The organism is Phenylobacterium sp. (assembly GCF_035309685.1).
Classification (GTDB): domain Bacteria; phylum Pseudomonadota; class Alphaproteobacteria; order Caulobacterales; family Caulobacteraceae; genus Phenylobacterium.
The window spans coordinates 1-24,280 of sequence record NZ_DATGEX010000001.1 but is presented as its reverse complement, the minus strand read 5'-3'; the positions used below and the strand labels follow the sequence as shown (position 1 = coordinate 24,280).

Here is a 24,280-nt window from a genome sequence, read left to right as displayed (position 1 = left end):
CCATGACCGCGCCCGTTCCCGCCGATGTGCTCTCCCGCCTGAAGGCCGTGCTGGGCGAGGGCGGCTGGAGCCAGGACCCCGAGCGGCTGGCGCCCAAGCTGCTGGAATGGCGCGACCGCTGGAGCGGCGAGACGCCGTTCCTGGCGCTGCCGAAGACCACGGCCGACGTGGCCGCCATCGTCGGCATTTGCCGGGAATCCGCCACGCCGATCACCACCCAGGGCGGCAACACCGGCCTGGTCGGCGGTCAGATCCCGCAGGGCGAGGTCCTGCTCTCCACCGAACGGATGCGCGCGATCCGCGAGACCGACGCGTTCGATGACGTGCTGGTGGCCGAGGCCGGGGTGACGCTCTCCGCCGTGCACGAGGCTGCGGCCGACATGCGCCGCCGCTTCCCGCTGGGCCTGGCCTCGGAGGGTTCGGCGACGGTGGGCGGGGTCGTCTCCACCAACGCCGGCGGCACCCAGGTGCTGCGCTACGGCATGACCCGCAATCTGGTGCTGGGCCTGGAGGGGGTGCTGCCCAATGGCGAGATATGGAACGGCCTCAAGCGCCTGCGCAAGGACAACACCGGCTATGACCTGAAGCAGCTCCTGATCGGCGCCGAGGGCACGCTGGGCGTCGTCACCGCCGCGGCGCTGAAGCTGTTCCCGGTGATGGCGTCGCGCGCCGTCGCCATGATCGGGGTCGAGAGCCCGGACGCGGCGCTGAAACTGCTGGTCCGCGCCAAGGACGAGACCGGCGGCGCGGTCGAGGCCTTCGAACTGATGGGCCGGCTGGGTGTCGAGTTCGCGCTGAAGAACATCGCCGGCACGCGCGATCCGCTGAGCGAGGCCCATCCCTGGTACGTGCTGGCCGAGTTCTCGTCCGGCGAGCCGGGTTCCGCTGAGGCTTCGATGGAGCGGTTCCTTGGCGCCGGCCTGGAGGCGGGCCTGATCCGCGACGCCGTGGTCGCCCAGACCGACACCCAGGCCAAGGCGCTCTGGGCGATCCGCGAGAACCAGTCGCCGGCCCAGAAGCCCGAGGGCGCCACCTGGAAGCACGACGTCTCGGTGCCGGTCAGCCGCGTCGCCGATTTCCTCAGCGAGGCGGACGCCGCCATGCGCGCCTTCGTCCCCGGTTGCCGCATCGCCGCCTTCGGCCACATGGGCGACGGCAACATCCACTACGACGTCCTGCGCGGCGACGGCGCCCCAGATGCCCCGCATGCCGCGCGGCGCGACGAAGGCAGCCGCATCGTCCACGACATCGTGGCCTCCATGGGCGGCTCGATCAGCGCCGAACACGGCCTGGGCTCGATGAAAACCGAAGAAGCCAGGCGCTATAAGTCGCCGGTGGAGATCGAGGCGCTGGAGGCCATTCGCAGGGCGCTCGACCCCTTGCGGATCATGAACCCACGGGTGCTGTTCTAGCCCTTGGGCCGGTTGGCCAGATCGGCCACCAGCCTGTCGCCCCACTCGCCGATCGCCTTGGCGTTGAAATAGTAGAGCGCCTGGCGCGCCGCCGGCTGCTGGTTCTGATCCAGGCCGAGCCGTTTCAGCAGCCAGGCCGAGGCGGTCGGATTGCTGCAGCCCAGGCCGTTGGAGAAGAACGCCAGCCGCCCGTTGGCGCGCACGCAGGCCGCCACGTCGGGCGGCGCCGCGGCCCAGGCGGCGTCGAGCTTGCCCCGGTCAAGCCGTCTGACCGCCAGCGCCTCGGCGGCATAGGTCTGCACGGCCTCGGATCCGGCGATGGTCTGCACCCAATCCGCCGAGACGTCAGCGCGCTTGGCGCAGGTTGCGGCCGCGGGCTGCAGCTTGCGGCTGAGCCGCTCCAGCGCCGCGGCGCCGGCGGCCATATCGCCCTGATAGGCGGCGAGGACCCGCGTCTGCTCGGCCGGCGAGAGCTTGGCCCAGACGCAGGCGCCGAGCGTGCCGGCGCGCGCCCCGCCGCCGACCGCCAGCGCCGCCACGAGACCGATGAATGGCGTCCAGGCGGCGCGGCGAAACAGCATGGGTCTGTGATGGCTCACAACCGCCCGGCCCTCAAGCCTCGTAAGGTCTTGGCTTGCCCCGCGAGACGCGGCAAAGCATCGCTCGATGCTCATCGTGCTGTCTCCCGCCAAATCGCTCGACTTCACCGCCGCACCGGCCGCCGCGCCGCTGACCGCGCCGCAGTTGACCGCCGACACCGCCGAACTCGCCAAGGCGGCCAAAAAGCTTAGGGCCAGCGACCTGAAGCGGATGATGGATATCTCCGATGAGCTGGCGAAGCTGAACCGCGAGCGGTTCCAGGCCTTCGATCCCGACAGCGAGGACGGCCTGCAAGCGGCCTTCGCCTTCAACGGCGACGTCTATCTGGGCCTGCGCGCCCGCGAGCTGGACAAGAAGGCGCTCAGCTGGGCGCAGGCGAACGTCCGCATCCTGTCGGGGCTCTATGGCGTGCTGCGGCCGCTCGACGCCATCCAGCCCTACCGCCTGGAGATGGGCGTGCGGATCAAGACCAGGCGGGGCATGAGCCTCTACGATTTCTGGGGTCCCAAGGTCTCGCAGACGCTCGACGCGGCGCTGGTCGGCCACAAGGAGCGCACGGTCGTGAACTGCGCCAGCCAGGAATATTTCGGCGCCGTCGACCGCGCGGCCCTGAAGGCCCCGGTGGTCAGCTGCCGGTTCCTGGAAGAGAAGGACGGCGAGGCCCGCATCATGTCCTTCTTCGCCAAGCGGGCCCGCGGCGCCATGGCCCGCTTCGCCATCGACAACCGCCTCGAACGCGCCGCCGACCTGAAGGCCTTCGACCTGGACGGCTACCGGTTCCAGCCCTCGCTCTCCAGCGACGAGGAATTCACCTTCGCCCGGCCGCAGCCGCCGCCCATCGCCCAGATTCGGGCCCAAACCCGCGCCGCCGCGAAAGCCCGGCTGAAAGAGGAGGCCTGACCATGGCCGTGGACTATAAGCTTGAGGGCCAGGTGGCCGTGATCACCGGCTCCACCTCCGGCATCGGCCAGGCGCTGGCGACCGCGCTCGCCGAACAGGGCGTCAATGTCATCCTGAACGGCTTTGGCGATCCGGCGAAGATCGAGGCCGACCGGCTGGCGATCCAGCAGAAGACCAATGCGGCGGTGCGCTACCACGGCGCCGACATGACCAAGCCGGCCGAGATCCGCGACCTGATCGCTTATGCGCACAAGGAGTTCGGCCGCCTGGACATCCTGGTGAACAACGCCGGCATCCAGCACGTCGCCCCGGTCGACGAATATCCTGAGGAAAAGTGGGACGCGCTGATCGCGGTGATCCTGTCGTCGACCTTCCACGCCACCAAGGCGGCGATCCCGATCATGAAGGGCCAGGGCCGCGGACGGATCGTCAACATCGCTTCCGCCCACGGCCTGGTCGCCTCGGCGTTCAAGGCGCCCTATTGCGCCGCCAAGTTCGGCGTCGTCGGCTTCACCAAGTCCTGCGCGGTCGAGCTCGCCCGCACCGGCATCACGGTCAACGCCATCTGCCCGGGCTACGTCCGCACGCCGCTGATCGAGGCCCAGGTGGTCGATCAAGCCAAGACCCGCGGCATCCCGGAGGAGCGGGTGATCGAGGACGTGATCCTGGCGGCCCAGCCCAACAAGACCTTCGTGGACTACAGCCACCTGGCCGGCATGCTGCTCTATCTGGTGTCGGACGTCGGCGCCTCGGCGACCGGCGCCGCGCTCAGCGTCGACGGCGGCTGGACGGCCAACTGATCGGCGCCCGCCCTCAGCGCTTCTGCGGAAGGCCGTCGATCGTGGCCAGCAGGACACTGAGCTCCGGGCGGACCTTGTAGTCCTCCTCGGCGAGCTTGGCCTGCAGCACGCCCTTGGGCGAGATCACATAGATGGAGGCGTAGGGCACGCCCCAGGCGAAACTGTCGGGCTTGTAGCGGACGTCGCGCAGCTTCCAGCGGTCGATGGTCACCGACCCCAGGTCGGAGAGCAGCGGGTAGGTGATGCCGCGCTTCTCGGTGAAGCCGTCCAGCACGTCGGTCGGATCGTAGCTGAGGGCCGCCAGCTTGTAGCCGCGCTGGGCCAGAGGGCCGGGCGCGTCCTTCATGTCCATCAACTGCTTCTGGCAATAGGGGCACCATTTCGCCGAGCGGAAGAAGATCAGCACCACGCCGTTCTTTCCGGAAAGGTCCTTAAGCCCGACCGGCGCGCCCTTCAGGTCGGTGGCGTGGATCGCCGGGACCTTTTCGCCCACGGGCGGACCCACGTCCCAAGCCGCGGCGGCGGCGGCCAGCGGCGCCACTAGGGTCATGGCAAGGACGAAGGCGGCGGTCAGCTTCATCACGGTCTCCGGAGAATGCGGCGTCGCGCACGGACACCCCGCCTTCCATTCGCATGCGGCGGTCAAAGGTTACGCTGCCGCCCGCTTGACGGCGCTGTTTACGGGCCCCTTGACGCGTGGAGACGATCCGGGCCTTTGAACACCCAACGCCTGTTTGAAAGACGAGAGAAGGAGGCTCCGGGCATGGCCTACAAGCCGTTCGACCTGACGGGGAAGGTGGCGCTGGTCACCGGCGGCAATAGCGGCATCGGCCTGGGCATGGCCGACGCCATGGCCCAGGCCGGCGCCGACGTGGTGATCTGGGGCACCAACGCCACAAAGAACGCCGCGGCCGAGGCCAGCCTCAAGGCGCACGGTCGCAAGGTCATGACGGCCAAGATCGACGTATCCGACGAGGCCGCGGTCAAGGCCGGGATGGCGCAGGCCGTGGCCGAATTCGGCCGGGTCGACACGGTCATCGCCAACGCCGGCGTCGGCGGCGGCGCGCCGTCGTTTTCGGAGTTCTCCACCGAGACCTACCGGCGCGTGCTGGCGGTGAATCTGGACGGGGTCTTCTTCACCTTCCGCGAGGCCTGCAAGCACATGGTCGAGCGCGCCGGGAGCGGCGACAAGGCCGGCGGCTCGCTGATCGTCACCTCTTCGCTGAGCGCCATCGACGGCGCCGCGCGCAATGAGGCCTATGCCTCGACCAAGGGCGCGGTGATCTCGATGATCCGCGCCATCGCGGTCGAGCACGCCCGCTATGGCGTGCGCGCCAACGCCGTTCTGCCGGGCTGGATCGCTACCGACATGACCGCGGGCGCGCAGGGGAACGACAAGTTCAACGACGCGGTGATCAAACGCGTGCCGTTCCGCCGCTGGGGCGAGCCGGAGGACTTCGGCGGTATAGCCGTCTACCTGGCGTCGGACGCGTCCCGCTTCCACACGGGCGACAGCTTCCTGATCGACGGCGGCTACGCGATCTTCTGACGCCTAGAGGTCGAGGTGCAGGAACTGGTTGAAGTACGAGGCGTCGTAGTCGCTGAAGGCTTCGCCGTCCGTGAAGCCGTGGGTGCGGTAGAGGGCGAGCGCCGGTTCGAAGGCCTCGCCCCGGCCGGTCTCCAGGCTCAGGCGCGCCAGGCCCCGCGTGCGCGCCTCGCCGATGATGTGGTCCAGCAGGGCCGCGGCGACGCCGCTGCGCAGATGGTCCGGATGGGTGCGGAAGGACTTCAGCTCCCCCTGATCGGCGGCGAACTGGTTGAGCGCGGCGACCCCGGCGATCGCCTCGCCGCGCCAGGCGGTCCAGACGGTGATCTGCGGCTTCTGGAGGCCGGATAGGTCCAGCGCGCGGACATGTTCTGGCGGCGTGTTGGCCTGCATGCCGGCCAGGTGCAGGGCAAGCAGGCGACGCGTGGGTTCGCCCGAAAGGTCGTCGATGCGGATGGCAAGGGTTTCGGTCATGGCGGCGCTTCTGATCGGGCGCCGGCCGCGTCCTTGCAAGCCGTTCGGCGCTCAGAACGGCGGGAAACAGTCGTAGTTGCGCTGGCCGACGATCCTGCCGTCCTTGAAGTCGAGGAAGATGCCCGAAAAGCAGCGCATCTCGTCGCCGGGCTTGAGGTCGCGCAGCGGGATGGCCAGCACGCCGGTCCAGAGGACCTCCAGGCTGACCCGGTCGCCCTGGGCGATCGCGTTCACGACCTCATAGGTCTGCCGCTGCAGGATCGTCAGGCCCCGCTGGCCGTCGGCGGCCATCATGGCGGCGGTGCGCCGGTCCCCGTTCGGCTTCAACGAATTGGGGTGCTCGATCTGCACGATGTCCGGGTCGAACAGGGCCTGGGCGTCGCCAGGTCGGCCCTCTTCCAGCGCCTTCAGATAGGCCCTGGCCGTCGCCAGGTTCGCCGTTTCATCCGCCATCGCCCCGCCTGCCTCCACGTCAAGGTTTGCTTCGTCCGCCGGCGGCGCCATCGTGGCGCAAAATCGAGGAACGCGCCCATGACCATTCATACCAAGCTCTGTGACCTCCTGGGCGTGAGGCGCCCGATCATGCTGGCGGGCATGGGCGGCGTTTCCTACGCAGAGCTGGTGGCGGCGGTGTCGAACGCCGGCGGCTATGGCGTGCTGGGCATGGCCGGCCGCTCGCCGGACTTCATCCGCGAGGAGATGCGTAAGGTAAAGGCCCTGACCGACAAGCCGTTCGGCGTCGACCTGCTGGCGGCCAGCCCCGACAGCCTGACCGCGTCGGTCGAGATCATCATCGAGGAGGGCGCCTCGTCCTTCGTGGCCGGGCTGGGCGTGCCGATGCCGATTATGGAGAAGCTCAAGAAGGGTGGGCTCAAGGTCATGGTGGTGTGCGGGGCGGTGAAGCACGCGGTGAAGGCCGAGCAGGCCGGCTGCGACGCGGTGATCTGCCAGGGCGGCGAGGGCGGCGGGCACACGGGCCTGGTTGGCACGCTCCCGCTGGTGGCCCAGGCGGTGGAAGCGGTGAAGATCCCGGTGGTGGCGGCGGGCGGGCTCTATGACGGCCGAGGCCTGGCGGCCGCGCTGAGCCTCGGCGCGGTCGGCGTCTGGATGGGGACGCGGTTCATCGCCAGCCAGGAAGCCCACGCGGGTCAGATGTACCGCGACGTGATCGTCGAGGCCTCCGACGAGGACACCGTCCGCACCCGCTCCTATTCCGGCAAGCCGATGCGGGTGAAGAAGAACCTCTGGGTCGAGGACTGGGAGAGCCGAGCCGCGGATATCCAGCCCTTCCCACAGCAGGCCATCCTCTCCAGCCGGGCCGGGGCCATGGGTGGCATCGGCGGCCAGATCGAGAACCTCGACATCGACAAGTCCGCCTTCGCCATGGGCCAGTCGGCGGGCGGGGTGCGCGACGTGCTGCCGGCCGGCGAGATCGTGGCGCGGATCATGGCCGAGGCGGAAGCCGCCATTGAGCGGGTCTCGGCGTTGCGGGCCAAGGCGAGCGCCTGACCGCACGAATTTCGTGAGCCGGGCGTGAAACCCGAAGCCTTCGTAGTCGTTTCGCCCCCCAGGACGTAACGGAGACGATCCATGAAACTGACTGTGAAATGCGCGCTCGCCGCCGCGATTGCCTTGAGCGGCGCGGGCCTCGCGGCCACCTCCGCCTCGGCGGCCGTGGTCTGCAACGCCCAGAACGAATGCTGGCACGTCCGCGGCCCGCAACCCGAGTACAAGCCTGAATGGAACATCGTCGTGCACCCCGACAACTGGCGGTGGAACCACGACGAGCACTACCGCTGGCGCGAACACCGCGGCCGGGGCTACTGGCGCGATGGCGTTTGGGTCAGATTCTAGGCCCTAGATCCGATGGCGAGAGGCGCCGCGGGTTCCCGCGGCGCCTTTTTGCTGCGCCCAAGAAACCGGGGGCCGCGCTTGTTTTTCGCGCGGCTTCGCCCTAGCCCTGACGCGGTGATTTGGCGGGGAGGGCGGCAGATGATCCGGTTTCAGTGGGGCGCGCTGGCCCTCTCGATGGGCCTCGTCGCGGCGCCCGCCTTGGCCGCTCCGCCGGTCGAGCCGCAGGTCATCAACCAGATCGCCGACCAGGGCTTCAATCACGGCGAAGTCGCCGACACCCTGGCCTACCTCTCCGACGAGATCGGCGGGCGGATGACCAATTCGCCGGCCATGCGCAAGGCCGAGGCCTGGACGCAAGGCCGCTACAAGGCCTGGGGCCTCAGCAACGTGCATCTGCAGCCGTTTGAGTTCGGACGCGGCTGGTGGATCGAATCCTCCAGCGTGCGCATGGTCGCGCCGCGTCCGGTGATGCTGCACGCCATCCCGATCGCCTGGACGCCGCCCACCAGCGGGCCGCTCTCCGCGCCGGTGATCGTGGCGCCGCTGCGCACGCCCCGCGACTTCGCCGCCTGGCGCGGCAAGCTCAGGGGCAAGATCGTGCTGACGTCCCTGCCGACGCCGGTGGCCGACGCGACGCGGGCGCCGTTCAGCCGTTTGACCGACGCCGACCTCGGCAAGATGAACGTCTATCAAGAGCCGAGCTACGATCCGGAGGCCTCCACGCGCAACGCCGAGCGCCGCCTGTTCCGCAGTCAGGTCGACTCCTTCCTGGCCGAGGAGGGCGCGGTGGCCTCGGCGTCCATGTCGCGCAGCGATGACGGCCTGGTCCACGGCGAAGGCTCCGGCTACCAGGTCGGCCAGACGCCGAAGCTGCCGAGCGTCGAGATCGCCTCGCAGGACTACCGCCGCCTGGCCAGGCTGGCCAAGGTCGGCGAGGTGCGGCTGGAGATCGACAGCAAGGTCCACTTCGACGACAGCGACACCAAGGCCAACAACGTGCTCGCCGAGATCTCGGGCAGCGACCCCAAGGCCGGCTACGTGATGGCCGGCGCGCACCTGGACAGCTGGGTGGCCGGCGACGGGGCGACCGACAACGGCGCGGGCTCTGCGGTGGTGATGGAGGCCGCGCGGATCCTCGCCGCCCTGCACGTGAAGCCCAAGCGGACCATCCGCTTCGCGCTCTGGGCCGGCGAGGAAGAAGGGCTGCTGGGCTCCTTCGCCTATGTGGACCAGTACCTGGCGCACCGGCCGCCGGTGGATCCGAAGTACGCGACGCTGGGTCCCTATTTCGCCTCGGACAGCGCCTTCCCGATCACGCCGCTGCCGGGCTTCAACGAGCTGCAGGGCTATTTCAACCTCGACAATGGCTCCGGCAAGATCCGCGGGGTCTATGCTGAGGGCAATTTCGCCGCCGCCCCGATCCTGAAGGATTGGCTGGCGCCCTTCGCGAGCCTGGGCGCGACGACGGTGGTGGCCGAGCCCACCGGCTCCACCGACCACGTGTTCATGGTCAAGCTGGGCCTGCCGGCGTTCCAGTTCATCCAGGACCCGCTGGACTACGGCTCGGTCACCCACCACACCAACCTGGACACCTTCGACCACGCCAGGCCCGAGGATCTGCGCCAGGCCGCCGTGATCCTGGCGACCATGCTGCTGGACGCCGCCGACACCGACAAACCCCTGCCGCGCAACGTGCTCCCGACCCAGCCGAAGGTGACCGACCCGCTGAAGTACGCGGAGCCGACGCCCAACTGACTACGGCGCCGACGCCAGGTAGCCGTTGGGGTCCCGCAGGAAATGGCGGAAGTCGTCGATGCAGCCGAACCAGGCCTGGGTCTGACCGCGGAAGTGCTCGTAGGGGTCGTCGGCGAACAGCAGGGTCGAGAGCACCACGTGCGCCTTGCCGGTCTTGTCCTCGTAGGCGCGGCATAGGGCCGAGGTCTGATTGAAGGCGTTGATCTGGGCGAAGGTCGGGCCCGGCTTGTCGTCCGGATAGTCGAACTGCAGCGCTTTGCAGGCGCGTCCCTGGGCGTCGCAGGAGGCGAAGAACACGGTGAAGTTCGCCGCCACCGAGGTGACGTTCAGCAAGACCGCCTCGCTGTCCTTGTCCACCAGGGTCGCCTTGCCGCCGGCCAGGTTGAAGATCGCCATGACGCTGGATGGATTGCGCGCGTCGAAGTTGGCCACCGGCGACGGGATGGGGGCGGCCTTGGCCGGGGCGGGCGCAGCGGCCGCGGGCGCCGCAGCGGCCTTCGGCTTCGGCGTGGCGGCGGCGGCCGAGACCGGGATCAGCAGGGCGCAGGCCAGCAGGGCCGGAGTCTTAAACGGCATGGCTGAGGGCTAGCAGACCTCGCCGTCTCGCGCGAGCGTGGCCTTGGCCGGTTTCCGTGGCGTTCCCATATGCGGATGACTAAGCTCGACCGAAGGTCGGGGAGGATTTCATGGCGTTCGCCATCGTTGCAGGCGTGTTTGTGGTGCTGGCCCTGGTGGTCGCGCTCGGGGCTATCAAGATCGTGCCGCAGGGGCGCGAATACACCGTCGAGCGGTTCGGCCGCTACACCCGCACGCTCAAGCCCGGCATCAGCTTCCTGACGCCGTTCGTCGAGAGCATCGGCCAGAAGATCAACCTGATGGAAGAGGTGCTCGAGGTCCCGCAGCAGGAGGTGATCACCAAGGACAACGTCACCGTCCAGGTCGACGCCATCGTGTTCATCCAGGTGATGGACGCCGCGGCCGCCGCCTACCGGGTCACCAACCTGCACTTCGCGATCACCCAGCTGACCATGACCAACCTGCGGACCGTGGTCGGCAACATGGAGCTGGACGAGGTCCTGTCGCAGCGCGACCACATCAACTCGCGCCTGTTGGAGGTGATCGACGCGGCCACCAACCCCTGGGGCGTCAAGGTGGCGCGGATCGAGATCAAGGACCTGCAGCCGCCGCCGGACATCACCAATTCCATGGCGCGGCAGATGAAGGCCGAGCGCGAGCGGCGCGCGGTGATCACCGAGGCGGAGGGCGAGAAGGCCGCCGCCATCGCCCGCGCCGAGGGCTCCAAGCAGTCGGCGATCCTCCAGGCCGAGGGCCGCAAGGAAGCCGCCTTCCGCGACGCCGAGGCCCGCGAACGCTCCGCCCAGGCCGAGGCCAAGGCCACCGAGATGGTCTCCAACGCCATCGCCGCCGGCGACGTCAACGCCATCAACTACTTCATCGCCCAGAAATATGTGGAGGCCTTCGGCAAGCTGGCCGAGAGCCCGCAGCAGCGGACGGTGATCGTGCCCGCCGAGATGGCCGCTCTGGTCGGTTCCATCGCCGGCATCGGCGAGATGGTGAAGATCGCCCAGTCCGAGCAGCCGCCGGTCCCGCCCGCGGGCCAGGCGAACCGTGGCGGTTCGGCCCGGCCCGCGACGCGCGGTGGCACGACCGTCCCGCCGGCGGGAGGCTAAGCCATGGGAGACCCGATGAGCCTCTATCTCGCCCATCCCCTCTGGGCCTGGCTGGCGCTCGCCGGCGTGCTGCTGGTCATCGAGGTGCTGACGGGCTCCGGCTGGATGCTGTGGCCGGCGGGCTGCGCGGCGGTGGTGGCCTTCGCCGCGGCCTACGGCGGCTTGAGCCCCGGCCAGGCCGTGCTGGTCTTCGCGCTGCTCACCATCTCCTCGGTGCTGCTGGCCCGGCGCTATCTGCCCAAGTCGCTGCTGCGCCGCGCCGACAACGACATCAACGACAATGTCGCCCGCCTGGTCGGTCACCAGGGGCGCGTCGTCACCGCCTTTCACGACCGCAGCGGCCGGGTGTTCGTCGACGGCAAGGAATGGGCGGCCGAGGCCGACGACGCCCAGGCTTTGAACGCCGGCGCGCGCGTCGAGGTCACCGGCGTCGCCGGTGCGCGCCTGAAGGTCCGCGCCGCCTGAGTTTCAATCATCGGCTGCATTATCCGATGCCCAACGCCGTTCGCTAAGCCCTTGGAAGTGCGTTGAAGTTTCGCGGTTTCGCACGGTCATCTTGACCCCCGAGACGTATCTGGCGCTTATGTGCGCCGAACGGGCTAAAGCGCCTGAGCAACGTCTGGGAGATACCGAAGTCATGAGGCCAATGAGATTGGGGCTTCTCGCCGCCCTTATCGTCGCCGTGATGGCGCCCGCGATGGCGCACGCCGCCGCCGCCGCGCCCAGCGTCAGTTCCGAGGCGCGCAAGCAAGGCATGGCCGACGCTCCGGCCCTGGTTTCGGCCGCCGGCATGACCTGCCAGGTCTCCGACGCCCGCCTGGCCGGCAAGACCCAGCCCGACAAGAAGACCGGATCGCTGGGCGCCACCGTCTACGAGGTCGCCTGCGGCCCCAATTCGCTGGGCTTCCTGATCCAGACCAACGGCGCCGCCGCGCCCCAGGTGTTCAGCTGCATCGGCTCCAACTACCCCGCCGACATGAGCAAGCCGACGAGCCCCTGCATCCTGCCGGCCAACATCGACCTGATCCCGGCGATCGACGCGCTGGCCGCCAAGTCCAACGCGCCCTGCGCGCCCAACAAGGTGCGCGCCATCGGGCAGACCTCGTCCAACACCCTGTTCGAGGTGGCCTGCGCCGACGGGCACGACTTCGTCATGAGCGGCAGCGTTCCGCTGGACGCCACCAAGCCGGCGACCATCATCAACTGCCTGCAGACCGAGACCTCGGCGTCGGCCAAATGCCTGTTCACCGACGCCGCCGCACGCCTGGCGGCCGAGGATGGGCTGGCCAAGCTTTCCGACGCCTCCTGTGTGGTGAAGGACCGCCGCTACATCGGCCCGCTGGCCGACGGCACCGACGGCTATGAGTTCGCCTGCCAGAGCGGCAAGGGCTTCATCGCCAAGATCACCAGCAAGGGCACGCTGGCCGAAACGCTGGACTGCGCCAAGCTGTCGGGCGGCGGCTGCACGCTCACCGACACCCGCGCGGCCACCGCCGAGCAGGCCGGTCTCTACACCAAGCTCGCCAAGGCCGCGGGTTCCAACTGCGCGGTCACCAAGTACGCCGTCTTCCCGGCGCAGGGCGACAAGGAGACCGTCGAAATGGTCTGCGGCGACGGCAACGGCGCCATCGGCATCTTCCCAGCCACCGGCAAGGGCATGGTGCTGGACTGCGGCCACGCGCTGATCGCCGGCTTCAAGTGCACCCTGGGCAAGGTCGACTACACGGGCCTGACCAACGACCTGAAGAAGTTCGACAAGAAGGAATGCGTGGTGTCGTCCACCGGCCAGCCGCTGAAGGCGCCCGATGGCACGATCCGCCTGGAAGTCGCCTGCTCCGACGGCCTGCCGGGCTACATGATCCAGTTCACCGACGCCCAGACGCCCAAGGACGTGACCGCCTGCAGCTTCGCCGGCAACTGCGTCCTGCCGACCAACAAGAAGAAGGGCTAGGCGCTTTCCCTCCCCGCCTGGGGAGGGTGGCGAGCGAACGCGAGACGGGTGGGGAACAGTGGGCCGGCGTGCTGAGTCGGCGCCCTGACCCATAGTTCCCCACCCTGGCCGTTTCACGGCCTGTCACTCCCCGAAACGGGGAGGGGAGACTAGATCGCCGCTTCGATGAACATCGGGCCGCGCTGGGCCATGGCGCCGGCGAAGGCCCCCTCGAATTCTTCGGCGGTCGTGCAGCGCACGGCCGGCAGGCCCAGGCCCTTGGCCAGCGGGATCCAGTCGAGCGAGGGCTCGCCCAGGCCCAGCAGCTTGGCGGCCTGCGGCCCGGCCTCGCCCGCGCCGGTGCGCATCATCTCGATGTTGAGGATGCGGTAGCTGTTGTTGGCGAAGACCACGACGGTGACGTCGAGGTTCTCGCGCGCCAGCGTCCAGAGCGCCTGGATGGTGTACATCGCCGCCCCATCGCCGTTCAGCGAGATCACCTTGCGCTCGGGGGCCGCGACCGCGGCGCCGACCGCCAGCGGCAGGCCGATGCCGATGGCTCCGCCGGTCAGCGCCAGCACCTCGTGCGGCCGCGCGGTCATGCCCGCCGCGGCGACGCCGGCGCCCGAGGTCACCGCGTCGTCGCAGACGATGGCGCCTTCCGGCATGTGCCGGGCGATCGAGGCGCCGACCGTGTAGGCCGTCTGCTTGCCGCTGGGCGCGGCGTCCGGAAGGGTCAGCGGCTGGCTGGGCCCGGCCTTGGGCGCGCCCAAGGCGTCGGCCAGCGCCGCCAGGCCGGCCACAGCGTCCTCCGCCCGCGCGGCGAGCGTCAGGGTCGCGCAGCCTTCGGGGACCAGGACGCTGGGGCGGTTCGGATAGGCGAAGAACGCCACCGGCTGGGTCGTGCCGGCGAAGACCATCAGGTCGACGCCCTCAAGCTCCGCCAGCGCCATCTCGCCGAAGTACTGCATCTTCTTCGGCTGGAAGGCGCCGGCGCCCCGCGGCTGGCGCGCGACGAAGGTGTCGCTATAGACCGTGACGCCGGCCGCCTGCAGGCGCGCGGCCTGGGCCAGGGCCTCGGCGCGGCAGGCCTGGCCGCCGAGCAGGATCACCGGCTTGGCGGCGGCCCGCAAAGCCTTGGCCGCCGCGTCGATCGCCGCGCCGGAGGGCGCGGGCCGGACCGGCTTCTGGGCCATCACGATCTGCGTCTCGGTCTCCAGCCAGGCGGAGTCCGCCGGCAGGATCAGGCTGGCTGGGCCACCCGGCGGGCCGAAGCTCGCGGCCACCGCCTCGGCGGCGAGGCCCGCGACGTCGTCCGGGCTGTCGGCCGACTTCACCCACACCGAGTTGGGCGCGGCGAGCGCCGGGATGTCGGAGTTCAGCGGCGCGTCGTACTGCCGGTGATAGGTCGCATGGTCGCCGATCACATTGACGATCGGCGTGAAGGCGCGGCGCGCATTGTGCAGGTTCGCGGCCCCGTTGGCGTAGCCGGGACCCAGGTGCAGCAGGGTGCAGGCGGGCTTGTCGGCAATGCGGCCATAGCCGTCCGCCGCCCCGGTCGCCACGCCCTCGAACAGGCAGAGCACCGGCCGCATTTCGGGCTTGCGGTCCAGCGCGGCGACGAACTGCATCTCGCTCGTGCCGGGGTTGGCGAAGCAGGCGGTGACCTCGTTGGCCACCAGGGTCGAGAGCAGGGCGTCGGCGCCGTTCATGAGAACACCATCACATCTGGAGCGGGCGGATCGGCGAACAGCCGCAGGATGGCGCCGGCGCGCCTCTGGCGGGCGAGCGCCTGGGCGATGTAGCCCTTGTCGGTGATCTCGCCGCTCGGCGCGTCGGGCGCGTCGGGCAGCACCAGGGCGCGGGCGACCTTGCCGCCGGAGCCGCGGGCCTGGGCGTTGTAGGCCTCCAGGCCCTTGCGCACGGCGTCGGCGATGGCCGGCGGCGAGAGGCGCGGGTTGGGATAGAGCAGCAGGCCCACCGACGCCTCGCCCTCGCCGCAGACCACCGCGTCGGTCACCGCCCCGCCGATCGCCGAGATCGCCGCGATGCGCAGGTCGCCGACGCCGACGAAGGTCCCAGACGCGAGCTTGAAGTTCTCCGAGAGCCGGCCGTCGAAGATCATGCCTTGCTGCGGATCGTTAGGGTCCACGAACCGCGCCGCGTCGCCCAGGATGTAGAACCCCTCGTCGTCGAAGGCCTGGGCCGAGCGTTCCGGCTGGCCAAGGTAGCCCTTGGTGATCTGCGGCCCCTTGACCCGGAAATCGAACTTGCCGGCGGTCGGGACCAGCCGCACCGAGGTTCCCGGCGCCGGCAGGCCGATCAGGCCCATGACCTCGTTGGGCCAGTGGACGTTGCAGGCGGTGGGCCCGGTCTCGGTCGCGCCATAGCCGGAGGCGAAGCTGATCTTCTCGCCCACCGTGCGGACGGCCACGGCCTGGATGCGGTCGGCGACCGCCTGGCCGAGCGCCGCCCCGCCATATTGCAGCACGCGCACCTTCTCGAAGAACCGCCGCGCGAGCTTCCGATCCTTCTCCAGTTCGTCGACGAACAGCATCCAGCCGGCCGGGACCATGTTCTGATAGGTGGGCGAGATGTCCCCAAGGTTGCGCACCGTCTCGCCGAACCGCGCCGCGGTCGGCTGGCCGTGGTCGATGTAGAGCGTGCCGCCCCGGTGGACCGACATGTGCAGGATCGAATTGGCGCCCAGGCTGTGGCTCCAGGGCGCGGAATTGACCATCACCGGCGGCTCGGGATCGTCGAAGCAGGCGTCGATCTGGGCCGAGTTCAGGCTAATGTTGCCATGGCTGCAGATCACCGCCTTGGGGTGGCCCGTCGAGCCCGAGGTCAGCAGGTACTTCGCCGGGTCGGCGGGCCGGGCGTTGGCGACCTCGCGGCGGCCCTTCAGCATCTCCTCGAAGAGGACATGGCGCGGCCCGGGGTTCTTCGAGGTCACCACCGGCAGGCCGGACAGCCCCGGCTGCAGCAGGCCCTCGGCGAACAGCTCGGCGTCGTCGGTATAGATGCACGCCGGCTTCAGCACGCGGCACGCCATGGCCAGCCGCGCCGGGTTCGCGCCTCTCAGTCCGTATTGTGGCGAGACCGGCGCGATCGGCATCCGCTGGCTCATGGCCGCATAGCTGATCAGCGCGTGGTCGATGCCGTTGTTGGCCAGGATCAGCAGGGGCTCCAGCCGCACCACGCCCATGGCCGCCAGCGCGCCGGCGATCGCCTCCACCTGCTCGTGCGCCTCGCGGTAGGTGAGCGTGCGCCAGCCCTCGCCCGACCGTTCGGCCAGCCACACCCGGCTGGGCGTCTTCATCGCCCAGTGCGCGAGCGCCGCGGTCATGGTCTGGAAGCGGGTGGAGTAGGGCGTCGGATTGCTCAGCACCATCTCGCCGCCGGCGCGATGCTCGATGTCGAGGCGCCGCGGCGCATAGCGGGCGTCGCGGAACGGGGCGGTGGCGAGATTGAGCTCGGCGTTCATGGCCAGAGCCTTATTCCAAGCCCCAACACAGAAGGGAAGCGCGGAAGGGACGGCTCAGACCGAGAGCTAGGCGCTGAGTTCGGCCAGGCGACGGGCCAGGAACAGCCGCTCGGCCGGCGCGGGATCCAGGGCCAGCGCACGGCGCAGGGCTTCGGCCGCCTCCTGCGCGCGGCCGGCCTTGGCGCAGAGGCCGGCGCGGGCGGCCTGGTAGGGCAGCCATTCGGTGAAGCGCGCCGGGCCCTGGATGGCGGCGAGCGCGTCTAAGCCCGCCTCGGCGCCGAGCGCCTCGGCCAGCGCCACGGCGCGGTTGACCTCGGCGACCGGCGAAGGCCGCACGCTGAGCAGATAGTCGTAGAGCGTGGCGATATCGCCCCAGGCGACAAAGCCGGTCTCGCGGCGCGCCGCGTGGGCCGCGTGGATCGCCGCCATCAGCTGATAGGGCCCGCTGTGGCCCAGGCTCGCGGCCCGGCGCATCAGGGCGGCCGCCTCGCCGATCAGCCGCGCGTCCCACAGGCCCACGTCCTGTTCGGAGAGCGGGATCATGGCCCCGCTCGCATCCAGCCTTGCCGGGCGCCGCGACTCGGCGAGCCGGATCAGGGCGGCGAGACCCAGCACCTCCGGCTCATCGGGCAGCAGGTCGACGAGCAGGCCGGAGAGCCGGAGCGTCTCGCCGGCGAGGTCGGCGGCCTCGGTGGCCCCGGCGGCGTCCTCATAGGCCTGGCCGTAGGCGATCTCCAGCGTGGCCAGCACCGCGTCCAGCCGCTCAGGCCAGGCGTCGGGCTCGGGGATCTCGAAGCGGATGCGTGCGTCGCGGATCTTGCCCTTGGCGCGGGTCAGCCGCTGCTGCATGGCGACCTCGCTGGTCAGCCAGGCGCGGGCGATCCGCTCCACCGAGAGGCCGCACAGGGTCCTAAGCGTCAGCGCGATACGCGCCTCCGGCGCCAGCGCCGGGTGGCAGCAGACGAAGATCAGCCGCAGCCGCTCGTCAGGGATCGGCTCGAAGGCCGCCATGGCGATGGTCTCCGGGTCGGGCGTCGGCTCCGGGGCGTCATGCACCGCCTCGGCGCGCACCTTGGCGCGGCGGCCCAGGTCGAAGGCCCGGCGGCGGCCCACCGCATAGAGCCAGGCGGCGGGGTCGCGCGGCGCGCCGTCGCGGCCCCAGGTCTCGAGCGCCCTGAGGCTCGCGAAGCCGAAGGCTTCCTCGGCCATGTCGAGGTCGCGGAAGCGGATGGCCAGCGCGGAGCGGATGCGGTCGCCCGCCTCGCGCACCGTCTGGGCCAGGACCGCCTCCGCGTTCATCGCAGGTCTCCGCGTGTTTGGCGTTCAGCCCAACGGCCAGACCGGCCGGACCTCGATGGCGTAGTTGGGCGGGCCGGGGATCTTCTTGCCCCAGGCGATCGCCGCGTCCAGGTCGGCGGCCTCCACCAGATAGTAGCCGGCGAGCTGCTCGCGGGTCTCGGCGTAGGGGCCGTCGTGCAGGGTCTGGACCCCGCCCGAGGTTCGGATGGTGGTGGCCGTGTCCGAGGGCTTCAGGCGGTTGCCGCCGACCATGGCGCCCTTCTCCTGCAGCTCGGCGCCCAGGCGCATATGCGCGGCGGTGATCTCCTGCATCGCCGCCTCGTCTCCCCGGAACGTCTCGTCGCTATAGATGATCAGCAGATATTGCATGGTCCTCGTCCTTGCTCGGTTGCGCCAGCTTGGCCGACGCGAATGGCCGCGTCACGGGAGAGACGTGCGGAACCCGGCGCATTCGACAGGCCCTCGCGAGATTCAGCGGCTCTCGGGCGGGACGTAGTTTTCGACCAGGCGGCGCAATTGGGCGATGGCGGCGGCGGCCGGCGAGCTGCGTTGGCGCCAGACCATCAGCGCCATGGCGCCCAGCGTCGCGCCGATGAACGGGATCGGCCCGAACAGCCAGGCGGCCGCGGCGAGCGCGAAATAGTAGCCGCGCACCCCGCTGCTGAACGAGCTGAGCGCCGGGTTCAACAGGCGGCCGACCAGCTCGCCGAACGCGCGGCTGGTCTCTTCATCCACGTGCGGCGGCGTCGCGCCGACCGCGGCGAGCGCATAGTTCAGTTGGCGGATCGCCCAGATGAAGTCGAGCAGGCCGCGCGCCAGGGTGATCACGACCAGGGCCAACTGACCCTCGAACAGCAACCGCGAGGAGGTCTGCACCACGCCCAGGCTCGAGACGTGTTGGTACGCCTGGCCGCCGAACAGGGCGCCGGAGGAGGCGGCGATCAGCAGCAGGTTGGAGGACGCGAAGAACGACGATGAGCTGAGCGTCTGGCCCAGCAGCTGGCCGTCCATCAGACGGTTCTCTCGCCTGGCCATGTTGCGCATCCAGGCGACGCGCAGGACGGTCAGGTCGGCGTTGATCACCGCCCCGCCGCGCTGGCCCAGCAGGGCGAGCAGCGGCTGATAGAACAGCCAGCACACCGCGAACAGCGCGAAGGCGGCGATGTTCAGGGGGTCGAGTTCAATCATGTTCGATCAGGCTCGTGACGTTGGTGTTGCGTAGCCGCGCCGCCACCACCGCGCCGGCCAGCATGACCACGCCGACGTAGATGTAGAACCGGCTCTCCACGTGGCTCTTCTTCAGCCACTCGGCGACATATTCCGCCGTCCCGCCGAACAGCACATTGGCCAGAGCGTAGGGCAGCGAGACGCCGAGCGCGCGCACCCGGGCGGGGAACAGCTCGGCCTTCACCACCGCGTTCACCGCCGCGTAGCCCGAGTGGCAGAGCACCAGGATCATGATCAGGCCGAAGGCGGCGGCCGCGGCATGGGCGTGGCTGATCGCGGTCATCACCGGATAGGTCGCGAAACCGCCCGCCGCCAGGCCGACGGCCATGGTGGTCTTGCGCCCCACCTTGTCGGACAGCCAGCCGACCAGCGGCTGGATCAGCATGTAGAGCACCAGCACGCCGGCCATGATCGAGGTCCCGGTCGCCTTGGAGAAGCCAGCGGTGTTGACCAGGAATTTCTGCATGTAGGTGGTGTAGGCATAGAAGCTGAGCGAGCCGGCGGCGGTCAGCACCATGATGATCGCCACTTCGCGCGGATGCTCGCGCACCAGCGTCCCGGTGCGGCCGCGCTCGGTGGCCGCTGTGGTCTCGGTGAGGAAGGCGCTGGTCTCCTCCAGCCGCGTCTGCATCCAGAAGACCACGATCGCCAGCAGGCCGCCGATGGCGAAGGGGATGCGCCAGCCCCAGGCGTTCAGGTCCTGCGGCGAGAGCGTGTTCTGCAGCACCACCAGAACCAGGAGCGCGGTGACCTGGCCGCCGATCAGGGTGGTGTACTGGAAGGACGACCAGAACCCCCGGTGGGTCTTGCCGGCCATCTCCGACATGTAGGTGGCGCTGGCGCCATACTCGCCGCCGAGCGAGAGGCCCTGCACCAGGCGCGCGGCCAGCAGGCCGTACTGCGCCAGCGCGCCGATCTGGCCGTAGGTCGGCAGGATGGCGATGGCGAAGGAGCCCAGGCACATCAGCGCCACCGCCAGCGTCAGCGCCGTGCGCCGCCCGGCCCGGTCGGCGTAGATGCCCATCAGCCAGGCGCCGATCGGACGCATGACGAAGCCCGCGGCGAAGATGGCGGCCGTCTGCAGCTGCTGGGCAGTGGCGTCGCCCTTGGGGAAGAACTGGGCGGCGAAATAGAGGCTGGTCGAGGAATAGGCGAACCAGTCGTACCACTCGACGAGGTTGCCCGCCGACCCGCCCAGGATCGCCTTGATCCGCGAGAAGGCTGATCTCGGTCGCTCCGCCGTCAACGCGCCCGTCGCCATGCATCCCCCCGGAAATTGCTCAGGGGGATGCTAGGCGAGATTTAGCGCCGCGTCAGGCTCGCTAGATTTTCCCGAGCAGGACCAGGACGACGATGATCACCAGGATCAGGCCCAGGCCGCCGCTCGGATAGTAGCCCCAGCTGCGCGAGTGGCCCCAGGTGGGCAGCGCGCCCAGCAAAAGCAGCACCAGGATGATGATCAGGATCAGGCCCACAGCGTCTCTCCTCCGTCTGTTGTCCAAGGCCAAGCCAACGGACGGTCACGGCGGAGGTTCCGGCAGGGTGCGGGTCTGAGAGGGCCTAGTCGGCCGCGTCGGCGGTGTGCAGGTGGGCGTCGGTGTCGCGCACGCCCAGCGAATACATCAGCCCGATCCAGCCGCCCTTGATGCGCGGCAGCAGGGTGAGCGTCAGCGCCGCCAGCGGGATCAGGATCAGCGGCAGGGAATAGGCCGGGTTCGAGCGCCAGACGATCGGGAACAGCAGCATCGGCGCCACCACCAGGTGCCCGATGACGACGATGGTCAGATAGGCCGGGCCGTCATCGGCCGGATAGCGCGCCAGATCGGTGTCGCAGGTTTCGCAGCGGCCGTTGACCTTCAGGTATTTCCAGAAGAGCGCGCCCTTGCCGCAGGCCGGGCAATGGCCCGCGAGGCCCCGGAAGACCGAACGCCGCAACGGATGGATGATCTCAGCCATGGCGCCGATATGGGCCCGAACGTCCCCGTTGGGAAGGTGGCCCGGCGCATCCGCCGCAGGCTATTTTGGCGCCGCGTCTGTGAGTTTTCGGCCGCCTCGCGCGGTCCGCTACTTCTTGACGTCGTCGGCGGTCTTGGTGACGGCGTGGCCGGCGGCCTGCACGTCCTTGCCCACCCCAGCGACGGTGTTGCAGCTGGCCACCAGCAGGGCGGACGCAGCCGCGGCGAGCACGATCAGTTTGCGCATAGAGAACTCCCCAGACTTCAGGACGCCATCTCCACGATGCGCGGCCTGAGGTCAAGCTTGTGAATGTTTTGCGACGCGTCGGCCTTTGCGGCGAAGGGCGAGAGGCCGCGGATGACCAGCCGGCCGCGCCCCGCTAGGGTGGCGCAATCAACAGGAGGACGACCATGGCCGACGGTTCCGTCGCGGGTTTCACCCAGGACAAATTCGCACCGGTCCGCGAGGCCTTCGCGGCCAATTTCGCCAGCGGCGCCGACGTCGGCGCCTCGTTCTGCGCGACGCAGGACGGCGAGACGGTGGTCGACCTTTGGGGCGGGTTCGCCGACGCGGCCAAGACGAGGCCCTGGGAGAAGGACACCATCGTCAACGTCTACTCGACGACCAAGACCATGACCTTCCTGACCGCGCTGTTGATCGCCGACCGTGGCGAGCTCGACTTCGATGCGCCGGTCGCCCGCTACTGGCCGGAGTTCGCCGCCAACGGGAAGGCGGACATCAAGGTCAGCCACCTGATGGCGCATTCCGCGGGCCTCTCCGGCTGGCGGGAACGGGTCACCACCGAAGACCTCTACGACTGGGACAAGGTCTGCGCCCTGCTGGCGGCCCAGGCGCCCCTGTGGGAGCCCGGCACGGCGTCGGGCTATCACGCCATCACCCAGGGCTATCTGGTGGGCGAGGTGGTCCGCCGCATCACCGGCAAGTCGCTCGGGACCGTGTTCCGCGAAGAGATCGCCGAGCCCCTGGGCGCGGATTTCTGGATCGGCCTGCCGGCGTCGGAGGACGCGCGGGTCGCCGAACTGATCCCGCCGCCGCCCGGGCAGGGGGCCGGTGAAGGCCAGCAGACCGAGATCCAGAAGATCAGCTTCAACAATCCGACCGTCGACGTCTCCGCCACCAGGACGCGCGGCTGGCGCGGCGCCGAGATCCCGGCCGCCGGCGGCACGGGCAACGCCCGCTCGGTCGCCGAGATCCACACGATCCTGGCCAATGGCGGCGTCGCCAAGGGCAAGCGCTTCATGTCCGAGGCCGGCTGCCGCAAGGCGCTCGAGCTGCAGATCGAAGGCCCCGACCTGGTGCTGGGTATGCCCGCCCGCTTCGGCATGGGCTTTGGCCTGGCCGGTGGAACGGTCCCTCTGCCGAACCCGCAGGACAGTATGTACTGGGGCGGCTACGGCGGCTCGATCATCATGATCGACATGAAGGCCCGCACCACGCTCTCCTACGCCATGAACAAGATGGCCGGCACAACCACCGGCGACATGCGCGCCTTCGGCCTGGCCATGGCGGCCTGGGCGGCGTTCGGGGTGGTGTGAGCGGCGGCGCGCTCGCCCAGGCGATCCTGGCGGTCCACCTAGGCGTGATCGCCTTCAATGTGCTGGGCCTGGCCGCCATCCCGCTGGGCGCGGCCCTGGGGTGGCGCTGGGTGCGCGTGCGGTGGTGGCGGCTCGCGCACCTGGCCTCCTGGGCGGTCGTCGCGGTGCAGGCGGTGCTCGGCCGAGCGTGCTTCCTGACGCTCTGGCAGGACGAACTGACCGGCGCCCAGGCCCACCCGCCGCTGATCGAGCGCTGGGTGGAGAACGCCATCTACTGGCCCCTGCCGATCTGGGCGTTCGCCGCGATCTACCTGGCGCTGTTCGCCCTGGTCGCAGCCATGTGGTGGCTGGTCCCGGTGTGGCGAGGCGCCTGACGGCGAGGGCTCAGTGCTTGCCGAGCACCACGCCGATCAGCCAGCCTTCGCCCTGCTTGAGCACGAAGACCTCGTGCGGCGGCAGGTTGTTGATCTGCATGGCGAGGTCGACGGGCAGGGTGGCCGTATCCACATCCTGGTGCTGCCACCCGAAGCTGATGCGGTTCTGCTTCAGGAGATCTTCGACGCCCTGCAGGGTGTGGATCGGCCCCATCTTTTGAAGGAGTTCGGCCGGAATCGGGCCCGTTCGCAGGGTCTCGGTCTCGAAGATGACGGTGTGCAGCGGGGCAGGCTTGGCCGCGGGCGCCTGCGCCGGCGCGGCGGACGCCGTGGCGAGCGCGGCCGCCAGGGCGGCGCCGGCGAGGCCCCGCCCACGCACTAGTCGGCGTCCATTTTCAGCGCGGCGATGAAGGCTTCCTGCGGAATCTCCACCTTGCCGAACTGGCGCATGCGCTTCTTGCCCGCCTTCTGCTTGTCCAGGAGCTTACGCTTGCGGCTCATGTCCCCGCCATAGCATTTGGCGGTCACGTCCTTGCGCAGCGCCCGCACCGTCTCGCGCGCGATGATCCGCCCGCCGATCGCCGCCTGGATCGGGATCTGGAACATGTGCGGGGTGATCAGCTCCTTCATCTTCTCGACCATGCCGCGCCCCCGCGCCTCCGCCCGGTCGCGGTGCACCAGCATGGAGAGCGCGTCCACCGGCTCGGAATTGACCAGGATCGACATCTTCACCAGGTCGCCGACCCGGTAGTCCTCGATGGCGTAGTCGAAGGAGGCGTAGCCCTTGGAAACGCTCTTCAGCCGGTCGTAGAAGTCGAACACCACCTCGTTCAGCGGCAGGTCGTAGACCACCAGCGCGCGGCTGCCGACGTAGCTCAGCTCACGCTGCGAGCCCCGCCGGTCCTGGCAGAGCTTGATGACGCTGCCCAGGTACTCGTCCGGGGTCAGGATCGTCGCCTTGATCCAGGGCTCGGCGATGGTGGCGATCTTCACCGGGTCGGGCATGTCGGCGGGGTTGTGCAGCTCCACCTCCGAGCCGTCGGTCAGGCCGATCTTGTAGATGACGCTGGGCGCGGTCGCGATCAGGTCGAGGTCGAACTCGCGGCTCAGACGCTCCTGGATGATCTCCAGGTGCAGCAACCCTAAGAACCCGCAGCGGAAGCCGAAGCCCAGCGCCGCGCTGGTCTCCATCTCGTAGCTGAACGAGGCGTCGTTCAGGCGCAGCCGCCCGATCGCGGCGCGCAGGTCCTCGAAGTCGGCGGCGTCCACCGGGAAGAGGCCGCAGAACACCACCGGCTGCACGTCGCGGAAGCCGGGCAGGGCGGCCTCGGCGGGGCGCTTCTCGTCGGTGATGGTGTCGCCGACCGCGGCCTGGGCGACTTCCTTGATCTGGGCGGTGATGAAGCCGATCTCGCCGGG

28 protein-coding genes are annotated in these 24,280 nt (G+C 69.6%); 12 read left to right on the top strand and 16 right to left on the bottom strand.

Going from position 1 to position 24,280, the window contains the following annotated elements; all coding sequences use genetic code 11:
* Positions 1-2: 2 nt before the first annotated feature.
* On the top strand, positions 3-1,412 hold the full coding sequence (locus VKQ35_RS00140) for an FAD-binding oxidoreductase (protein ID WP_324357816.1): 1,410 nt from the start codon (positions 3-5) through the stop codon (positions 1,410-1,412).
* On the opposite strand, the gene VKQ35_RS00135 is transcribed toward VKQ35_RS00140, so the two are convergent.
* Positions 1,409-1,993, bottom strand: coding sequence for a hypothetical protein (locus VKQ35_RS00135; protein WP_324357814.1), 585 nt, complete (start codon positions 1,991-1,993; stop codon positions 1,409-1,411). The genes VKQ35_RS00140 and VKQ35_RS00135 overlap by 4 nt on opposite strands.
* An 85-nt stretch (positions 1,994-2,078) precedes the next feature.
* Here VKQ35_RS00135 and yaaA point away from each other — a divergent pair, with 85 nt between their 5' ends.
* Both yaaA and VKQ35_RS00125 read left to right on the top strand, forming a co-directional pair.
* Entirely contained in the window at positions 2,079-2,912 is an 834-nt protein-coding gene (gene yaaA / locus VKQ35_RS00130) for a peroxide stress protein YaaA (protein WP_324357812.1), read from the top strand.
* Positions 2,913-2,914: 2 nt separating this feature from the next.
* Positions 2,915-3,712, top strand: coding sequence for a 3-hydroxybutyrate dehydrogenase (locus tag VKQ35_RS00125; protein ID WP_324357810.1), 798 nt, complete (start codon positions 2,915-2,917; stop codon positions 3,710-3,712).
* Positions 3,713-3,725: 13 nt separating this feature from the next.
* Here VKQ35_RS00125 and VKQ35_RS00120 read toward each other — a convergent pair whose 3' ends face one another.
* Complete coding sequence (locus VKQ35_RS00120; protein WP_324357808.1) at positions 3,726-4,292, bottom strand: peroxiredoxin family protein; 567 nt, start codon at positions 4,290-4,292, stop codon at positions 3,726-3,728.
* Positions 4,293-4,475: 183 nt separating this feature from the next.
* Between VKQ35_RS00120 and VKQ35_RS00115 the strand changes: the two genes are divergently transcribed.
* The gene (locus VKQ35_RS00115) at positions 4,476-5,261 is read left to right on the top strand and encodes an SDR family NAD(P)-dependent oxidoreductase (protein ID WP_324357806.1); all 786 of its coding nucleotides are present in this window, start codon (positions 4,476-4,478) and stop codon (positions 5,259-5,261) included.
* 3 nt (positions 5,262-5,264) lie between these two features.
* Here VKQ35_RS00115 and VKQ35_RS00110 read toward each other — a convergent pair whose 3' ends face one another.
* Both VKQ35_RS00110 and VKQ35_RS00105 read right to left on the bottom strand, forming a co-directional pair.
* A complete protein-coding gene (locus VKQ35_RS00110; RefSeq protein ID WP_324357804.1) occupies positions 5,265-5,732 on the bottom strand; it encodes a GNAT family N-acetyltransferase in 468 nt (155 codons plus the stop codon).
* A 51-nt stretch (positions 5,733-5,783) separates the two neighbouring features.
* Positions 5,784-6,185: a nuclear transport factor 2 family protein gene (locus VKQ35_RS00105; RefSeq protein WP_324357802.1), complete on the bottom strand. Its 402-nt coding sequence runs from the start codon at positions 6,183-6,185 to the stop codon at positions 5,784-5,786.
* Positions 6,186-6,263: 78 nt separating this feature from the next.
* Here VKQ35_RS00105 and VKQ35_RS00100 point away from each other — a divergent pair, with 78 nt between their 5' ends.
* The 3 genes from VKQ35_RS00100 (at position 6,264) to VKQ35_RS00090 (ending at position 9,341) form a co-directional block, all read left to right on the top strand.
* Entirely contained in the window at positions 6,264-7,241 is a 978-nt protein-coding gene (locus tag VKQ35_RS00100; protein WP_324357800.1) for a nitronate monooxygenase family protein, read from the top strand.
* Positions 7,242-7,322: 81 nt separating this feature from the next.
* Complete coding sequence (locus VKQ35_RS00095; protein WP_324357798.1) at positions 7,323-7,586, top strand: hypothetical protein; 264 nt, start codon at positions 7,323-7,325, stop codon at positions 7,584-7,586.
* A gap of 138 nt (positions 7,587-7,724) precedes the next feature.
* On the top strand, positions 7,725-9,341 hold the full coding sequence (locus VKQ35_RS00090; RefSeq protein ID WP_324357797.1) for a M20/M25/M40 family metallo-hydrolase: 1,617 nt from the start codon (positions 7,725-7,727) through the stop codon (positions 9,339-9,341).
* Here VKQ35_RS00090 and VKQ35_RS00085 read toward each other — a convergent pair whose 3' ends face one another.
* The gene (locus VKQ35_RS00085) at positions 9,342-9,917 is read right to left on the bottom strand and encodes a YbjN domain-containing protein (RefSeq protein WP_324357794.1); all 576 of its coding nucleotides are present in this window, start codon (positions 9,915-9,917) and stop codon (positions 9,342-9,344) included.
* 110 nt (positions 9,918-10,027) lie between these two features.
* Here VKQ35_RS00085 and VKQ35_RS00080 point away from each other — a divergent pair, with 110 nt between their 5' ends.
* The 3 genes from VKQ35_RS00080 (at position 10,028) to VKQ35_RS00070 (ending at position 12,983) form a co-directional block, all read left to right on the top strand.
* A complete protein-coding gene (locus tag VKQ35_RS00080) occupies positions 10,028-11,032 on the top strand; it encodes an SPFH domain-containing protein (RefSeq protein WP_324357793.1) in 1,005 nt (334 codons plus the stop codon).
* Between the two features lie 15 nt (positions 11,033-11,047).
* On the top strand, positions 11,048-11,497 hold the full coding sequence (locus VKQ35_RS00075) for an NfeD family protein (protein ID WP_324357792.1): 450 nt from the start codon (positions 11,048-11,050) through the stop codon (positions 11,495-11,497).
* A gap of 181 nt (positions 11,498-11,678) precedes the next feature.
* Positions 11,679-12,983: a hypothetical protein gene (locus VKQ35_RS00070; protein WP_324357790.1), complete on the top strand. Its 1,305-nt coding sequence runs from the start codon at positions 11,679-11,681 to the stop codon at positions 12,981-12,983.
* 149 nt (positions 12,984-13,132) lie between these two features.
* Here VKQ35_RS00070 and VKQ35_RS00065 read toward each other — a convergent pair whose 3' ends face one another.
* The 9 genes from VKQ35_RS00065 to VKQ35_RS00025 all read right to left on the bottom strand — a co-directional run bounded on the left by VKQ35_RS00065 (position 13,133) and on the right by VKQ35_RS00025 (position 21,177).
* Positions 13,133-14,674 (bottom strand): acetolactate synthase large subunit, encoded by a 1,542-nt coding sequence (locus VKQ35_RS00065; RefSeq protein ID WP_324357788.1) that lies wholly within the window; start codon positions 14,672-14,674, stop codon positions 13,133-13,135.
* The gene (locus VKQ35_RS00060) at positions 14,671-16,449 is read right to left on the bottom strand and encodes a feruloyl-CoA synthase (protein WP_324357786.1); all 1,779 of its coding nucleotides are present in this window, start codon (positions 16,447-16,449) and stop codon (positions 14,671-14,673) included. Before VKQ35_RS00060 ends, VKQ35_RS00065 begins: the two co-directional genes overlap by 4 nt.
* 66 nt (positions 16,450-16,515) lie before the next feature.
* Complete coding sequence (locus tag VKQ35_RS00055) at positions 16,516-17,748, bottom strand: RNA polymerase sigma factor (protein ID WP_324357785.1); 1,233 nt, start codon at positions 17,746-17,748, stop codon at positions 16,516-16,518.
* 24 nt (positions 17,749-17,772) lie between these two features.
* Complete coding sequence (locus VKQ35_RS00050) at positions 17,773-18,117, bottom strand: YciI family protein (protein WP_324357783.1); 345 nt, start codon at positions 18,115-18,117, stop codon at positions 17,773-17,775.
* A gap of 102 nt (positions 18,118-18,219) precedes the next feature.
* Positions 18,220-18,936: a DUF599 domain-containing protein gene (locus tag VKQ35_RS00045; RefSeq protein WP_324357782.1), complete on the bottom strand. Its 717-nt coding sequence runs from the start codon at positions 18,934-18,936 to the stop codon at positions 18,220-18,222.
* Complete coding sequence (locus tag VKQ35_RS00040) at positions 18,929-20,236, bottom strand: MFS transporter (RefSeq protein WP_324357780.1); 1,308 nt, start codon at positions 20,234-20,236, stop codon at positions 18,929-18,931. The genes VKQ35_RS00045 and VKQ35_RS00040 overlap by 8 nt, the downstream gene beginning before the upstream one ends.
* 61 nt (positions 20,237-20,297) lie before the next feature.
* Positions 20,298-20,450 carry a DUF3309 family protein gene (locus VKQ35_RS00035; RefSeq protein WP_324357778.1) on the bottom strand — a complete coding sequence of 51 codons (153 nt, stop codon included), beginning with the start codon at positions 20,448-20,450 and terminating at the stop codon, positions 20,298-20,300.
* Positions 20,451-20,535: 85 nt separating this feature from the next.
* Positions 20,536-20,931: a DUF983 domain-containing protein gene (locus VKQ35_RS00030; protein WP_324357776.1), complete on the bottom strand. Its 396-nt coding sequence runs from the start codon at positions 20,929-20,931 to the stop codon at positions 20,536-20,538.
* Between the two features lie 108 nt (positions 20,932-21,039).
* Positions 21,040-21,177: an entericidin A/B family lipoprotein gene (locus VKQ35_RS00025; protein ID WP_324357774.1), complete on the bottom strand. Its 138-nt coding sequence runs from the start codon at positions 21,175-21,177 to the stop codon at positions 21,040-21,042.
* Between the two features lie 164 nt (positions 21,178-21,341).
* Here VKQ35_RS00025 and VKQ35_RS00020 point away from each other — a divergent pair, with 164 nt between their 5' ends.
* Together VKQ35_RS00020 and VKQ35_RS00015 are read left to right on the top strand one after the other, a co-directional pair.
* On the top strand, positions 21,342-22,487 hold the full coding sequence (locus VKQ35_RS00020) for a serine hydrolase domain-containing protein (RefSeq protein ID WP_324357772.1): 1,146 nt from the start codon (positions 21,342-21,344) through the stop codon (positions 22,485-22,487).
* Complete coding sequence (locus tag VKQ35_RS00015; protein WP_324357771.1) at positions 22,484-22,861, top strand: DUF2784 family protein; 378 nt, start codon at positions 22,484-22,486, stop codon at positions 22,859-22,861. Before VKQ35_RS00020 ends, VKQ35_RS00015 begins: the two co-directional genes overlap by 4 nt.
* Positions 22,862-22,871: 10 nt before the next feature.
* On the opposite strand, the gene VKQ35_RS00010 is transcribed toward VKQ35_RS00015, so the two are convergent.
* Entirely contained in the window at positions 22,872-23,240 is a 369-nt protein-coding gene (locus VKQ35_RS00010; RefSeq protein ID WP_324357769.1) for a hypothetical protein, read from the bottom strand.
* A partial coding sequence (gene lepA / locus VKQ35_RS00005) for a translation elongation factor 4 (RefSeq protein WP_324357767.1) occupies positions 23,240-24,280 on the bottom strand: 1,041 nt, incomplete at its 5' end. The genes VKQ35_RS00010 and lepA, both read right to left, overlap by 1 nt.

Bases quoted from the DNA above. Each gene is read 5' to 3' on its own strand.
- VKQ35_RS00140 (WP_324357816.1), top strand. From the start codon at position 3: ATGACCGCGCCCGTTCCCGCCGATGTGCTCTCCCGCCTGAAGGCCGTG.
- VKQ35_RS00110 (WP_324357804.1), bottom strand. From the start codon at position 5,732: ATGACCGAAACCCTTGCCATCCGCATCGACGACCTTTCGGGCGAACCC.
- VKQ35_RS00125 (WP_324357810.1), top strand. From the start codon at position 2,915: ATGGCCGTGGACTATAAGCTTGAGGGCCAGGTGGCCGTGATCACCGGC.
- VKQ35_RS00045 (WP_324357782.1), bottom strand. From the start codon at position 18,936: ATGATTGAACTCGACCCCCTGAACATCGCCGCCTTCGCGCTGTTCGCG.
- VKQ35_RS00135 (WP_324357814.1), bottom strand. From the start codon at position 1,993: ATGCTGTTTCGCCGCGCCGCCTGGACGCCATTCATCGGTCTCGTGGCG.
- VKQ35_RS00070 (WP_324357790.1), top strand. From the start codon at position 11,679: ATGAGATTGGGGCTTCTCGCCGCCCTTATCGTCGCCGTGATGGCGCCC.
- VKQ35_RS00050 (WP_324357783.1), bottom strand. From the start codon at position 18,117: ATGCAATATCTGCTGATCATCTATAGCGACGAGACGTTCCGGGGAGAC.
- VKQ35_RS00060 (WP_324357786.1), bottom strand. From the start codon at position 16,449: ATGAACGCCGAGCTCAATCTCGCCACCGCCCCGTTCCGCGACGCCCGC.
- VKQ35_RS00100 (WP_324357800.1), top strand. From the start codon at position 6,264: ATGACCATTCATACCAAGCTCTGTGACCTCCTGGGCGTGAGGCGCCCG.
- VKQ35_RS00090 (WP_324357797.1), top strand. From the start codon at position 7,725: ATGATCCGGTTTCAGTGGGGCGCGCTGGCCCTCTCGATGGGCCTCGTC.
- yaaA (WP_324357812.1), top strand. From the start codon at position 2,079: ATGCTCATCGTGCTGTCTCCCGCCAAATCGCTCGACTTCACCGCCGCA.
- VKQ35_RS00080 (WP_324357793.1), top strand. From the start codon at position 10,028: ATGGCGTTCGCCATCGTTGCAGGCGTGTTTGTGGTGCTGGCCCTGGTG.
- VKQ35_RS00115 (WP_324357806.1), top strand. From the start codon at position 4,476: ATGGCCTACAAGCCGTTCGACCTGACGGGGAAGGTGGCGCTGGTCACC.
- VKQ35_RS00040 (WP_324357780.1), bottom strand. From the start codon at position 20,236: ATGGCGACGGGCGCGTTGACGGCGGAGCGACCGAGATCAGCCTTCTCG.
- VKQ35_RS00055 (WP_324357785.1), bottom strand. From the start codon at position 17,748: ATGAACGCGGAGGCGGTCCTGGCCCAGACGGTGCGCGAGGCGGGCGAC.
- VKQ35_RS00020 (WP_324357772.1), top strand. From the start codon at position 21,342: ATGGCCGACGGTTCCGTCGCGGGTTTCACCCAGGACAAATTCGCACCG.
- VKQ35_RS00085 (WP_324357794.1), bottom strand. From the start codon at position 9,917: ATGCCGTTTAAGACTCCGGCCCTGCTGGCCTGCGCCCTGCTGATCCCG.
- VKQ35_RS00075 (WP_324357792.1), top strand. From the start codon at position 11,048: ATGAGCCTCTATCTCGCCCATCCCCTCTGGGCCTGGCTGGCGCTCGCC.
- VKQ35_RS00025 (WP_324357774.1), bottom strand. From the start codon at position 21,177: ATGCGCAAACTGATCGTGCTCGCCGCGGCTGCGTCCGCCCTGCTGGTG.
- VKQ35_RS00120 (WP_324357808.1), bottom strand. From the start codon at position 4,292: ATGAAGCTGACCGCCGCCTTCGTCCTTGCCATGACCCTAGTGGCGCCG.
- VKQ35_RS00095 (WP_324357798.1), top strand. From the start codon at position 7,323: ATGAAACTGACTGTGAAATGCGCGCTCGCCGCCGCGATTGCCTTGAGC.
- VKQ35_RS00105 (WP_324357802.1), bottom strand. From the start codon at position 6,185: ATGGCGGATGAAACGGCGAACCTGGCGACGGCCAGGGCCTATCTGAAG.
- VKQ35_RS00065 (WP_324357788.1), bottom strand. From the start codon at position 14,674: ATGAACGGCGCCGACGCCCTGCTCTCGACCCTGGTGGCCAACGAGGTC.
- VKQ35_RS00030 (WP_324357776.1), bottom strand. From the start codon at position 20,931: ATGGCTGAGATCATCCATCCGTTGCGGCGTTCGGTCTTCCGGGGCCTC.